Here is a 13401-nt window from a genome sequence, read left to right on the forward strand (position 1 = left end):
TCGGTCCTTCATCTGATCGAGTATGACGGGCGGGGCGAATGCTCCGCCCGTTTTCTTTTTCAGGCTCAAGCTCGGTGGACCGGAAAACGCAGTTGCCGCGACGCGTATTCACCGGAGCCTTTTCGTTGTCGACGGATCTAGGCTAACGCGGCATTGGGTGTGAAACCGTGACCCACGGTTAAGGGAGTCAGTGGACGATGCGCCGACCGGGCGACGCGTGACGGAGATATCGACAACGGCCACCGCGATTGCCGGTGTCGTGCTCGCTTTGCTCGTCATCGGTGCGGGTGCGATCCTCTATCGGGGCCTGCGCGCACAGCGCGAGGCATTGGCAACGCTGACCACCAACGCCCGTCTCGAAGCATTGCTCGCCGCTGCGCCAGCGCTGGCGATGGTCGTTCGTGCGGATGGGCGCCTCGAACTGCCCGATCGCCTGGCCGATTGGCTTGGCCTGTCTTCGTCCCCGCGTTATCTTGCCGATCTGGCGGGCGGGAAGGTCGGCCTTACGGCGGACGATGCGGCCGCGCTCGCGAGCGATGTCGCGGCAGCGCAGAAGGCGGGGCGAACGTTCAAGCGAACGGTGCGTGCGCAAGGGTCGTCGCGGACATTGATGATCCAGGGCGTACGCGCCCCGCGCGACCTGCAGGCGCCGGGGGGCGTTGTACTCTGGGTGTTCGACGCGACCGAAAGCCAGGCGGAGATCGGGCGACTGAGCGAGGAGGGCGCGGGCGCGCGTGCCGCGTTCGACGCATTGACCGGCCTGATCGAAGCGGCGCCGCTGCCGATGTGGTATCGCGGCGCTGACCTGCGGCTTGCCATGGTCAACTCCGCTTATGTCGAGGCGGTCGAGGGCGCCGATGCCGAGGATGTCGTGCGCCGCGGGGTCGAACTGGTCGAAGGGTCGGGGGTCGGCGGTCCGCTGGCCAGCGCCGTGCTGGCGCGCGATACCGACATGCCGCAGATGCAGGCGATGCCCGCCACTATTCGCGGCGCACGGCGCATGCTGCGCGTCTATGACGTGCCCTTGCCGACCGGCGGGGTGGCCGGCTTCGCGGTCGATATCGAGGAACTCGAACAGGCGCGTTCGGGGATCAAGCGTTTCGGCGATGCGCAACGCGCGATGCTCGACCGATTGTCGGCCGGGGTGGTGCAGTTTGCCGCCGATCGGACGCTGATCTTCTGCAACCAGCCGTTCCGCCGCCTGTTCGCGATGCGCAGCGAATGGCTGTCCGACCGGCCGGAATTCGACCGCGTGCTGGAGCGCATGCGCGAAGCCAACCGGCTGCCCGAAGTGCGCGATTTTCCGGGCTGGAAGGCGGAGCGGCGCGACTGGTTCGTCGCGACCAGCGGGGCGATCGAGGAGAATTGGCATCTGCCCGGCGGTGTCCACCTGCGCGTAGTCGCGCAGCCCTTGCCCGATGGCGGCCTGCTGCTGATCTTCGAGGACCGCACCGAGCAGGTGCAGCTGGCCAGCGCGCGCGACACACTGCTGCGAGTGCGCACGGCGACATTCGACAATCTCTACGAAGCGCTTGGTGTGTTCGCGGCGGATGGCCGGTTGCAGATCTGGAACAACAAGTTCCGCGCGCTGTGGGGGTTCGACGAAGAGTTCCTGTCGACCCATCCGCGCGTCGATGTGCTGGCCGAAGCGGCGGCCGCGAAACTCGCCAACCCGGCGCGTGCGCAATTGATTGCCGACCTGGTTCGTGCGGCGACGGTCGAGCGGCAACAGCGCGGCGGCCGGGTCGGATTCGCCGATGGGCGGCATTTCGAGTTCGCCGCCGTGCCGCTGCCGGACGGCAACGGCCTGTTCACCATGCTCGACATTTCCGACAGCCGCCAGATCGAGCGCGCGCTGCGGGACCGCAACGAAGCGCTGGAGGCGGCGGACCGGGTGAAGACCGCGTTCGTCGCCAATATGAGTTACGAACTGCGTACGCCGCTGACCTCGATCAGCGGGTTCGCCGAGATGCTGAGCGAAGGCTATGCCGGGAAGTTGACCAAGGCGGCCGACAGCTATGTCGACGCCATCATGGAATCGGTCGAACGGCTCGGCCTGCTGGTCGATGAAGTCCTCGACCTGACCCAGAATGACGGGAAGACTCCTGCGCTGGAGATGCTGGAGGTGGATCTGGAACAGGCGGCCCGCGCGGCAGCGGACGTGATCGCGCCGATCGCCAGGCGCAAGAAGCTTGATTTCGCAGTCGAGGTGCTGCCGTCGATCGGCAGCACCAAGGGCGATGCGAAGCGCCTGCGCCAGGTGATCGAGCATCTTCTGCGCCACGCGGTCCATGGCACGCCGGAAGGCGGGCGTATCCTGCTTCACGCTGACGGAACGGCCGCGGCGGCGCGGATCATCGTGTCCGACGATGGTACCGGAATGAGCAAGGATGCGGTCAAGCGCGCGTTCGATCGCTTTGCGCAGCCGGGCGTGACGCGTGGCGGGGAACGGGCGCTCGGGCTGGGCCTGCCGCTCGCCAAGCAGTTCGTCGAGGCGCATGACGGAACGATCGTGCTGGTGTCCGAGCCTGGGCAGGGGACGTTCGTCACGGTCGAATTGCCACGGCGTTGAATATTGCATGCGCAAAGGGATGCGCATACAATATGCGTATCTTCTCGGAGTGATATTATGCCCCGATCCAATGTCGGCGAAACCCGCACCGCTTATCGTCGCCCGACCAATGTATCTCTGGATGCTGCGATGATCGAGGATGCCAAGGAACTCGGTATCAACGTCTCGCGTGCGTGTGAGGAAGGGCTGGCGAAACAGATCAAGGCAGAACGCGAGCGGCGCTGGATCGAAGAAAATCGCGAGGCGATCGACGGTTGGAATGCTTGGGTCGCGGAACATGGCTTGCCGTTGGAGAAGTATCGGCAATTCTGATGGCGCGCTTCGATGTCTATGCGGAGCGTGAGGGCGGCGGGCTCGTGCTCGATTGTCAGGCGGATTTGCTCAGCGTGCTTGAGACACGATTTGTCGTACCCTTGATGCCGCTGGCAGGCGTAAGGCCGCCATTTCCGCGTCTCAATCCCGTTTTTACAGTCGGTGGACGCGATCTGGTCATGGTGACGCAAGGTGCTGCCAGCATCGGTACGCGCTCGCTGGGGCCTGTAGTCGCCTCATTGGCTAAGGAGCAGCCAGCGATCATGAATGCGCTCGATATGTTGATGATCGGCTTTTGATGATTCTTCACGATTCAGGAGCATCACATGCGCTGGGCATCCGCCTTGCCGCTCTTGTGCAACCGGGCGACGTCATCACGCTCGAAGGCTCGCTTGGCGCCGGCAAGACCAGCATCGCGCGCGGCCTGCTCGCCGCGCTTGGCCTTGCCGGTGAGGCGCCATCGCCGAGCTTCGCGATCGTGCAGCCCTATGCCCCGCCCGAGGTGCGGTTGCCTGTGCTGCATATCGATCTCTACCGCATCGACGATCCCGATGAGATGGAGGAACTGGGCCTTGACGATGCGGCGTCCGATTCGCTGCTGATCGTCGAATGGCCCGAACGCGCGCCCGGATACTGGCCCGAGGCGCTGGCGCTCACCTTGCAGATCATGCCCGATGGCGCGCGCGCCTTGACAGCGCGGGTCCCGGCGGCATGGAGGGCGCGATGGCACCAGATATGAACCCCCCGGCCGCCGCGGCCGACTTTCTTCGCGGCATCGGCTGGGCGGAGGCATCGATCCTGCCGCTGGCGGGCGATGCATCGTTCCGGCGATATTTTCGCGTGGTCGATCATGACCGCAGCGCGGTGCTGATGGATGCGCCGCCGCCGCATGAGGATCCGCGCCCCTTTATCGATATTGCGCGCTGGCTCGGCGAGCGAGGGTTTGCGGCACCGACGATCCACGGCATCGATCTCGACAATGGCCTGGTCCTGATCGAGGATTTCGGCGACGCCCGCATGCGCGAGACGGTCGATGCTGCCCCGGAAAGCGAATTGCGGCTCTATGAAGCGGCGATCAACATCCTGATCCGGTTGCGCGATCATGAAGCGGGGCCGCTGCCCGATTATAATCTCTCCGAACTGCACCGTGAGGTCGGCCTGCTGACCGAATGGTATTGCCCGGCGGTCGGCATCGACCCGGATCTTCAGGGCTATCGCGACGCGTGGGATGCGGTGTTCGGCGCGACGCTGACCGGCCCGCGGGTGACGGTGCTGCGCGATTATCATGCCGAAAACCTGATGCTGATCGGCGCCGCTGTCGATGGCGGCAGCGAGACGCTCGGACTGCTCGATTTCCAGGACGCGCTGGCCGGACACCCTGCCTATGACCTCGTCTCGCTGCTGCAGGATGCGCGGCGTGATGTGCCGTCCGCGCTCGAAGCGGCGATGCTCGATCGCTACCGCCGCATTACCGGCGTGGGCGATGATTTCGACACTGCCTATCATGTGCTCGGCGCACAGCGGAACGCGAAGATCGTCGGCATTTTTACGCGGCTGTGGAAGCGCGACGGCAAGCCGCGCTATCCCGGCATGTGCCCGCGCGTGTGGCGCTATCTCGAACATGATCTGGCGCACCCGGCGCTGGCTCCGGTCGCGGCCTGGTTCGATGCCAATATCCCTGCCGACCTGCGTGGTGACCCGATGACGATCAGCGCCAGGACAGACGGGCAATGAGCCTGAAAAAGAAGACGCTCGCGATCCGCCCCGATCCGGGCGGGATCGTGCCCGAAACCGCGATGTTGATGGCGGCGGGGTTGGGCAAGCGCATGCGGCCGCTGACCGCGACGCGCCCCAAGCCATTGGTCGAGGTCGGCGGCAAGGCGCTGATCGACCATGTGTTCGACAAGCTGCGCTCCGCCGGGGTGAAGCGCGCGGTGGTCAATGTCCATTATCTCGCCGACGCGCTCCAGGCGCATCTCGACAATCGCGTGAAGGGCATCGAGATCGCGGTGTCCGACGAGCGCAAGCAGTTGATGGAGACCGGTGGCGGGATCGTCCAGGCGCGCGAACTGATCGGCGACCAGCCGTTTCTGGTGATCAATTCCGACAATCTGTGGATCGATGGGCCGACCGATGCGATCCGTGCGCTCGCCGCGCGATGGGACGATGACAAGATGGATGCGCTGCTGCTGCTCGTGCCGCAGGCGCGCGCGCATTGCCATGCCGGACAGGGCGATTTCCGCGTCGCGCCGGACGGACGGATCATCGGGCGGCGCCAGCCGGGCAAGATCGCGCCGTTCGTCTATACCGGCGTGCAGATCCTGTCGCCGCGCGTAATCGCCGATTGGCCGGAAGGGCCGTTCTCGACCATGGTCTTCTGGGAACGCGCGATCGCCGCGGGCCGGGCATATGGGCTGGTGCATCAGGGGCTATGGTTCGACGTCGGCACGCCGGGGGCGATTACCAAGACCGAAGCCATGCTCGCCGATGGGTGAGGGCGGGAAGCCTTCACTCTATACGATACCGGCACACCGGGCCTTTGCCGACGCGCTGGCAGCGGGCCTGATCCGGCGTTTTGGCGGGGAGGCGATGGGCCTTGCGCGGGGCCTGGTGCTGCTTCCCAACAACCGCGCCAAACGCGCGCTGACCGATGCCTTTGTGCGCGCCAGCGGCGGCGGCTTGCTTTTGCCAAGGCTGGTCGCGATCGGCGATCCGTCGCTCGACGAAGCGGCAGGCGCAGCGATCGATCCGGCCGACGCGCTGGAGCCGGTGCCGCCAGCGGTCGTGCCAATGCAGCGACGGATGATCCTGGCACGCCTGGTCTCGGAAGAACGCATGCGCGCCGGACAGGCGGTCGATGCGGCGGAGGCGGTGCGGCTGGCCGGCGAACTCGCCCGGACGCTCGACCAGCTGCTGGTCGAGGAAGTCGATCCGCGTAAGCTGCGCGAGCTGGAGCTCACGCAGGAGCTGTCCGACCATTGGCAAAAGGCGTTATCGCTGTTCGGTACCGTGCTCGACCGCTGGCCGGAGGAATTGGCAAGGCTCAAGCGGATCGATCTGGCCAATCGCCGGTCGCGACTGCTCCGACGCCTTGCCGATCAGTGGCGACAGGCATCGCCGTCGGGCTTTGTCTGCGCTGCGGGGATCACCGATGGCGCCCCCGCTGTTGCCGGCCTGATGCGCTGCGTTTCCGAATTGCCGCAGGGCATGGTCGTGCTTGCCGATCTTGCGCTCGAGATGGACGAGCATGAATGGCTGGCGCTGGGGCCGCATGATCCCGATCCGGTGACGGGCTTGCGGCGCCGGTCGATCGAGACGCATCCGCAGTTCCATCTCAAGCTGCTGCTCGAACGGATGAGCGTCAACCGTGGCGAATTTACCCTGTGGCGCGAAGGCGGCGGGCATGACGCGACGATCGCGCGGGGACGCGCCATCGCCAATGCGCTCGCCCCGGCCGAGTTCACCGGCAAATGGACCACGCTCGATGCCGATCAGCGAAGGCTGGCGGGCATCGTCGCGGCGGAGTTGGCCACGCCGGCCGAGGAGGCGCAGGCGATCGCCCTCGCGCTTCGCGAAGTGCTGGAGACGGAGGGCAAGACGGCCGCGCTGGTCACGCCCGATCGCGCGCTTGCCCGGCGCGTGGCCGCGCACCTCGACCGCTGGGAGATCGAGATCGACGATACGGCCGGGCGGCCCTTGTCGATCCTGCCCTCGGGCACGCTGCTGACTGCATTGGCCGAGGCCGCGGTGCAGCGTTTTGCGCCACTCGCCTTGCTTGCCTTGCTCAAGCATCCGCTGGTGCGGTTCGGGGACGCGCGCACGGCATGGCTTGATGGCGCACGCAGCCTCGACCGCGTGCTGCGCGGGCCGCGTCCGGCGGCCGGGCTGGCCGGGATCGACGTGCATCTCGCCGATGCGCCCGATCGCGAAGCGAAGCGGCGCGCCGAAGCGGCGATCTGGTGGCCCGAAGCGCGTGCGGTGCTCGCGCCGATCGAGGCGCTGTTCGCAGGGGGAGCGCAACCCTTGCCGCTGATGGTCGCGGCACTGCGCGAGACGGCGCAGGCGCTGTGTGGCGACGCGCTATGGAGCGGCACCGCAGGTCGCGCCGCGGCGGAATTGCTTGCCGAACTGGAAGCGCAGGCGGGATCCGGCCCGGCACTGGTCGAGCCGGAGAGCCTCGCGCCGTTGCTCAAGACCTTGATGGACGAGGTCGCGGTCAGGCCACCGCAGGGCGGGCATCCGCGCCTTGCAATCTATGGTCTGATCGAAGCGCGGCTGCAGACCGCCGATCTGATGATCCTGGGCGGGTTGAACGAAGGCATCTGGCCCGGGCAACCCGCGCCCGATCCCTGGCTCGCGCCGCGAATCCGGAGCGAGCTCGGCCTGCCCGGGCTGGAACGGCGCGTCGGCATCTCGGCGCATGATCTCGCCGGGGCATTGGGCGCGCCGGCCGCACTGCTGACTCGCGCGCGCCGCGATGCCAAATCGCCCGCGATCGCTTCGCGTTTCTGGCTGCGGCTGCAGGCGCTGGCGGGGGAGCGGTTCGATCGTGCCGTGATGCTGGAGGGCTGGACGCGAGCGCTTGACGATCCGGGCGAGCATGTGCCCGAAACCCAGCCCGCTCCATCGCCGCCGGCCGAACAGCGCCCGCGGCGGATCGCGGTCACCGATGTCGACCGGCTCAAGGCCGACCCTTACGCCTTTTACGCCAAGCGCATCCTGCGGCTCATGCCGCTCGATCCGGTCGATGCCGACCCGAGCGCGGCCTGGCGCGGCAGTGCAGTGCATGAAGTGCTGGAGATGTGGGCGCGCGAGGATCAGTGCGACCCGGCGAAGCTTCATGCGCGGGCCCTGACCATGCTCGCCGATGCGCACCCGCTGATGCAGGCCCTGTGGCAGCCGCGCCTGATGGAGGCGATCGACTGGATCGTCGAGGAAACGGCGCGCCATGTCGCCGATGGCCGGACGCTGGTCGCGGTGGAGCAGGACGGCAAATGCGAGATTGCCGGGGTCGAACTGACCGGCAAGTTCGACCGCGTCGACCGGCTGCCCGCCGGCGGGCTGGCGATCATCGATTACAAGACCGGAAAACCGCCCTCGGCTGCCGCGGTGATGGAGGGATATAGTCTGCAACTCGGCCTGCTCGGGCTGATCGCCGAACGCGGCGGGTTTGCCGATGCGAAAGGCCGCGCCGACGCGTTCGAATATTGGTCGCTGTCGCGCAAGAACGGCAAGTTCGGCTATATCGAAAGCCCGGTCGATCCCGAGGGCAAGCGCAACCGCATCGTCACCGCCGATTTCACCACGGTCGCTGCGCGCAATTTCACGGAAGCGGTGCGCGAATGGCTGACCGGCGACGCGCCGTTTACCGCCAAGCTCCATCCCGAATATGCGCCCTATGCCGATTATGATCAGTTGATGCGCCGCGACGAATGGTATGGACGCGAGCGTGGATAACCGCCCGCTGCCAGTCCTGAAGGACAATCAGGCACGGGCGAGCGACCCGCGTGCGCATGTCTGGCTGTCGGCATCGGCCGGCACCGGCAAAACTCAGGTCCTTGCCGCGCGTGTGTTCCGATTGCTGCTGCAAGGCGTCGATCCCGGTGCGATCCTGTGCCTGACCTTTACCAAGGCTGGTGCTGCTGAAATGGCCGGGCGGATCAGCCAGCGGCTTGCCGCGTGGGTGCGCATGCCCAAAACCGCCTTGTTCGGCGACCTGCACGCGCTCGGCGAGCAACCCGATGACGCGCTGATGGAGCGGGCGCGGACGCTGTTCGCCAAGGTGCTCGACGCGCCCGGCGGCGGTATCCGCATTCAGACCATCCACGGCTTCTGCCAGAGCCTGCTCGCGGCCTTTCCGATCGAGGCCGGGCTGGTGCCGGGCTTTCGTCCGCTCGAAGCGCGCGAGGAATCGGTACTGGCGCGTGAGGCCCTGGCCGAGATGCTGGTCGATGCGAGCCAGCAGGCGATCGACACAGTCGGCGCGCTGAGCCTCAGGCTCGGCGAGGGCGAGGCGGAGAATTTCCTGCGCGATTGCGCCCGCTCGCTGGCGGCGCTGCAGCAATTGCCGATCGACCTGCAGTCGTTCCTGCGCCGCGAACTTGATTTGCCCGAGGGCGATATCGAACAAGCCATCGCCGCGGCCTGCGACGACAATGTGTTCGACCATGAAACGCTCGACGCGATCGGCGGGTTCAATGCCAGCTGGGGGACCAAGAGCGGGGTCGAACGTGCAGGCTTGGTATCGGCCTGGCTCGATCGCTCGCCGGCCGAGCGCGCCGCGACCCTGGGCGAGCTCAACAAGATCTGGGCCAAGGCCGATCTCGATATCCGCTCGTTCGGGAAGGGGCAGGCGCCACAGGATCCCGACTATGCCGACCTGGCGACGGGCATGTATGATTATTGCGCCAACCTGCTGCAGATGCGCGTGCGCGGCGCCTATGCCGATCTGCTCGCGGATGCGCTGGGTGTCGGGCGCGATTATGCCAATGCCTATGCACTGGCCAAGCGGCGCGTCGGGGCAGTCGATTTCGACGACCTGATTCATTCGGTGGTCGAACTGCTTGCCCAGCCCGGCATGGGCGAATGGGTGCGCTACAAGCTCGACCAGGTCACCGAGCATATCCTGATCGACGAGGCGCAGGACACCAATCCGCGGCAATGGGCGATCGTCGCCGCGTTGGCGGAGGAATTCTTCTCCGGCCTTGGCGTGCACGGCGAGCGCACCCGCACCCTGTTCACCGTCGGTGACTACAAACAGGCGATCTTCGGCTTTCAGGGCACCGATCCGATCTTCTTCCGCGCGGCGGAGCAACGTTTTCTCGCCAAGGCCGAGGCGATCGGGGATGACGGTGTGCCGTTCGAGCGTCTGTCGCTGACCGCGTCGTTTCGCTCGACCCGTCCGGTGCTCGAATTCGTCGACGCGGCGATCGACTCGATCGGCGATCCGGGCCTGGGGGAGATCGCCGATCGCGAACTTCACGCCAGCGAAGTCGCCGGCCCCGGCACCGTGACCCTGTGGCCGCCCGTCGTCACCGGCGGCAGCGAGGAAGATGCCGAGGGCTGGATTCCGGATGCGACCCGCGCGCTCGCGGCGCAGATTGCCCGTGCGGTGAAGGATTGGCTCTACGGCCCGGTGCCGCTGATGCTGGAAAGCAAGGGGCGCATGTTGCGGCCCGAGGATGTGATGATCCTGGTCAAGCGGCGCGGCGAACTCGCCTCGCTGATCGTGGCGCGGCTTTATGCCGAGGGGGTGCCCGTCGCCGGGGTCGACCGGCTGCGCCTCAATGCGCCGCTCAGCGTACAGGATCTGCTCGCCGCGATCCGCTTCGTGCTGCAGCCGGGCGACGACCTGTCGCTGGCAAGCCTGCTCGTGTCGCCGCTGATCGGCTGGAGCCAGGACGAGCTGATGGCCGCGGCGCCACGCGGGTCGGGCAGCCTGTGGGCGCATCTGCGCCGCACTCAGCCGGCGGCGCGGCTCGCGCCATTGCTGGCGATGCTGGCGCGCGCCGACATCGCTACGCCCTATCGCTTCCTGGAGGAATTGCTCTCCGGCCCGCTCGATGGACGGCGCAAGATGCTGCGCCGCCTCGGCCAGGAAGCGCGCGATCCGATCGAGGAACTGCTGAACGCCGCGCTTGATTTCGAAACCCAGTCCACCCCGTCGCTGCAGCGCTTCCTCGACTGGTTCGATCGCGGCGATGTCGAGATCGTACGCGACCCGTCGGCGCCGCTCGACGCAGTGCGAGTGATGACGGCGCATGGTGCAAAGGGCTTGCAGGCGCCGCTGGTTATCCTGGCCGATGCGACGGCCGATCCGTCGCGCACGCCCGCACGGGTGCTGAAATGGGCGCCCGATGGTGGAGATGCCTTCCCGATCTTCCGGCCGCGCGCCGCAGAGGTCGGCGGACCGCTGACCGAGCTGGTCGAGCGCACCTCGCGCCGCGAGCTGGAGGAGCATTGGCGGCTGTTCTATGTCGCCGCGACGCGTGCGGAGGAGCGATTGATCGTAGCGGGAGCGCTCGGCCCGATGGCGAAAGGCGTGCCGCCGGAAACCAGCTGGTACGCAGCGTCGCACCGCGCGTTCACTGCGCTGGGCATCGAAACGTCCGAGGAGGCGCGGCATTATGCCGGGCGCACGCCGCAACGCCCGGTCGCCGCCGACAGGCGGGCGGGCATTGGGCGCACGTCGGCGATCGAGTTACCCGACTGGGTAAAGCGAAAAGCGCCGGTCGAGGCACGTCCGCCGCGCCCGCTGGCACCATCGTCACTGGGCGAGGATGCGGTCGCCGATCCGCCGCCATCGCCGGTTCTGCGCCTGGCGGCCGAGCGCGGGCGGCTGATCCATGCGTTGTTCGAACGCTTGCCGGCGGTCGCGGCCGATCAGCGCGTACAGGCTGCGGAGCGCTGGTTGGCGGGGGCAGGGGCCGTCGAATCCCCGGCGGATCGCGCCGAGATCGCCGCGACCGTGCTCTCGGTGCTCGACGACCCGCGCTTCGACGATCTGTTCGGCCCGGACTCGCTGGCAGAGGCACCGATCGCCGCAGTCGTTGCCGATGGCGTGGTCGTGTCGGGCACGGTCGACCGCCTGCTCGTCACGGACTCCAGCGTGCGCGTGATCGACTTCAAGACCGGGCGCTACGCCCCTGCGACGCCGGCGGATATCCCAACCTATCATTTGCGCCAGATGGCGGCCTATGGCGCGGCACTGGCGGCGATCTTCCCGGATCGCGCCATCGACATGGCCTTGCTCTATACGGCAGGACCGGTGCTGTTCGAATTGCCGCCCGCCATGCTCGAAGCGCACAAGCCCGGCTATGCCGCGCCGGAGCAAAGCTTGACCCCGAGCGCTTGAGCGGACCCCGCCCGTTCCCTAGATTAGAGACAACAAGGAGATACCATCATGGCCACCAAACAGATTACCGATTCGAGCTGGGACGCGGACGTCCTCAAGGCCGATGGGCCCGTGCTCGTCGATTTCTGGGCGGAGTGGTGCGGCCCGTGCAAACAGATCGGGCCGAGCCTGGAAGAGATTTCGGAAGAGCTTGCCGGACAAGTGACCATCACCAAGCTCAATATCGACGACAATCCCGATATCGCCGCGCAGATGGGCATTCGCAGCATCCCGATGCTCAAGCTGTTCAAGGGCGGCGCACCGGTCGCCGAGCTGCTCGGCGCGCGGCCGAAGAACCAGCTCAAGGCCTGGCTCGAAAACGAGCTCGGCTAAGCATCCAATTCCCCGGGCCCTGCGGCCCGGGGAAACCTTAGCGACTAGCGCCAATAATCATGGCGCCCGGCTCCATCGAAACCGCCCCGTATCGAGGCAGCAGCGCTTGAAACCGGTGGCCGGAGCCACAGGGGCAGGGATCGTTCCGGCCCAGCTTTTCGATCAGATATTTGTCCCCGTTGACGATCCGCACGCCGCGTTTGACGTTCGTCTCGGAGGGGAAGCCCTTACGCCGCTTGCTTGTGATCTCGAAAGCAGGGCAGGTCGGCGCGATCCTCGTTAATGCGTGGCATGTCGGCCTCCTATGGTCGTCGCGCCCTGATTGGCGCGGGCGCGCTTTCGTCTATCTCTGCCTCAGAGTAAAGGCGTCAGGCCGGTGTCACGATCTGCCCGATGCGCGGGAAATGCACCGCCACGGTACCGACACGCGGGTCGTCGCGCAGGATTGCGACGTCGCGCGACGTCAGCCTCGCCAATTTGCCTTCGACCACGTCCGCGCCTGGGTCTTCGGTGCGTACCGTGACCGGCTGGCCGGCCGTGAAACCGCTATCCTCGTCGACTCGTTCGGCGACCATCGGCTCGGCGCCCAGCGCCACATCGAGCGCTTCCTGCCCGGTCATGTCGCTGGGTGACCCATGACCGATCGCCTCGACCCGCGCGATCCAGGCGCCGACATGCGGGAAGGGGGCGGTGCGCGATCCTTTCAGGCCGAAATTGCCCTGAAACCAGACATTCATCCCCGCCGCGCAATCGGCATAGCCCGGCGCATCGCCGCCGAGGAACGCGCGGCCGTCGGACAGCGCATCGTCGATCCGCGCGAGCCAGCCGAGAAACTGCGCCGTCAGATGCGGCGCGCCGCGCCGAACGCGTTCGCGGTCGAACCCGAACAGCCTTTTGCGATCCTCGAAGAATTCGTCATCGATCCGGTCGATGAACGGCGCCATGGCCGATCCGACCGCCTGGCTGAAAGTGGTGCCGCCGGATTGCAGCGCGACCAGAGCGGCGAGCCGGCCGAGCGGAGCCGGGAACAGACTTGGCTCGGGCTGGAAGGTTTCGATCGCCTCGATCGCGATCGCGGTGTCGCAATAGATATCGGCGCCGACCTGGAACACCGGCGTTTTGCGATATCCGCCGGTAAGTGGCGTCAGATCGGGCTTGGGTGCGATATTGGGGATGATCACCGACCGCCATGTCGCGCCCTTGATGCCCAGCGCGAGGCGGAGCAACTCGCTATAAGGTGACATTGGATAGTGGTGCAGGATCAGGTCGGGCATATTGGGCTCCGCTATTT

11 protein-coding genes are annotated in these 13401 nt (G+C 66.7%); 9 read left to right on the forward strand and 2 right to left on the reverse strand.

The window, feature by feature from the left end; genetic code table 11:
- Positions 1 to 217: 217 nt before the first annotated feature.
- The 9 genes from H3Z74_RS07740 to trxA are packed head-to-tail and all read left to right on the forward strand — an operon-like array spanning position 218 to position 12110.
- The gene (locus tag H3Z74_RS07740; protein WP_390901796.1) at positions 218 to 2572 is read left to right on the forward strand and encodes a sensor histidine kinase; all 2355 of its coding nucleotides are present in this window, start codon (positions 218 to 220) and stop codon (positions 2570 to 2572) included.
- Between the two features lie 57 nt (positions 2573 to 2629).
- Positions 2630 to 2884, forward strand: coding sequence for a type II toxin-antitoxin system CcdA family antitoxin (locus H3Z74_RS07745; RefSeq protein WP_187763329.1), 255 nt, complete (start codon positions 2630 to 2632; stop codon positions 2882 to 2884).
- Positions 2884 to 3183, forward strand: a complete 300-nt coding sequence (locus tag H3Z74_RS07750) for a CcdB family protein (RefSeq protein WP_187763330.1) — start codon at positions 2884 to 2886, stop codon at positions 3181 to 3183. Before H3Z74_RS07745 ends, H3Z74_RS07750 begins: the two co-directional genes overlap by 1 nt.
- Complete coding sequence (gene tsaE, locus H3Z74_RS07755) at positions 3183 to 3623, forward strand: tRNA (adenosine(37)-N6)-threonylcarbamoyltransferase complex ATPase subunit type 1 TsaE (RefSeq protein ID WP_187763331.1); 441 nt, start codon at positions 3183 to 3185, stop codon at positions 3621 to 3623. The genes H3Z74_RS07750 and tsaE overlap by 1 nt, the downstream gene beginning before the upstream one ends.
- Complete coding sequence (locus H3Z74_RS07760; RefSeq protein ID WP_187764221.1) at positions 3620 to 4618, forward strand: aminoglycoside phosphotransferase family protein; 999 nt, start codon at positions 3620 to 3622, stop codon at positions 4616 to 4618. Before tsaE ends, H3Z74_RS07760 begins: the two co-directional genes overlap by 4 nt.
- Entirely contained in the window at positions 4615 to 5379 is a 765-nt protein-coding gene (locus H3Z74_RS07765; RefSeq protein ID WP_187763332.1) for a nucleotidyltransferase family protein, read from the forward strand. The genes H3Z74_RS07760 and H3Z74_RS07765 overlap by 4 nt, the downstream gene beginning before the upstream one ends.
- Positions 5372 to 8341: a double-strand break repair protein AddB gene (gene addB / locus H3Z74_RS07770; RefSeq protein WP_187763333.1), complete on the forward strand. Its 2970-nt coding sequence runs from the start codon at positions 5372 to 5374 to the stop codon at positions 8339 to 8341. Before H3Z74_RS07765 ends, addB begins: the two co-directional genes overlap by 8 nt.
- On the forward strand, positions 8322 to 11738 hold the full coding sequence (addA, locus tag H3Z74_RS07775; protein WP_187763334.1) for a double-strand break repair helicase AddA: 3417 nt from the start codon (positions 8322 to 8324) through the stop codon (positions 11736 to 11738). Before addB ends, addA begins: the two co-directional genes overlap by 20 nt.
- 48 nt (positions 11739 to 11786) lie before the next feature.
- Positions 11787 to 12110 carry a thioredoxin gene (gene trxA / locus H3Z74_RS07780; protein ID WP_187763335.1) on the forward strand — a complete coding sequence of 108 codons (324 nt, stop codon included), beginning with the start codon at positions 11787 to 11789 and terminating at the stop codon, positions 12108 to 12110.
- A 37-nt stretch (positions 12111 to 12147) separates the two neighbouring features.
- Here the strand turns inward: trxA and H3Z74_RS24855 are convergent, their stop codons facing one another.
- The gene (locus tag H3Z74_RS24855) at positions 12148 to 12303 is read right to left on the reverse strand and encodes an SEC-C metal-binding domain-containing protein (protein ID WP_390901789.1); all 156 of its coding nucleotides are present in this window, start codon (positions 12301 to 12303) and stop codon (positions 12148 to 12150) included.
- 175 nt (positions 12304 to 12478) lie between these two features.
- Positions 12479 to 13384 (reverse strand): glutathione S-transferase family protein, encoded by a 906-nt coding sequence (locus H3Z74_RS07790; protein WP_187763336.1) that lies wholly within the window; start codon positions 13382 to 13384, stop codon positions 12479 to 12481.
- Positions 13385 to 13401 lie beyond the last annotated feature (17 nt).

Origin of the sequence: Sphingomonas alpina (assembly GCF_014490665.1) — a bacterium.
GTDB lineage: Bacteria > Pseudomonadota > Alphaproteobacteria > Sphingomonadales > Sphingomonadaceae > Sphingomonas > Sphingomonas alpina.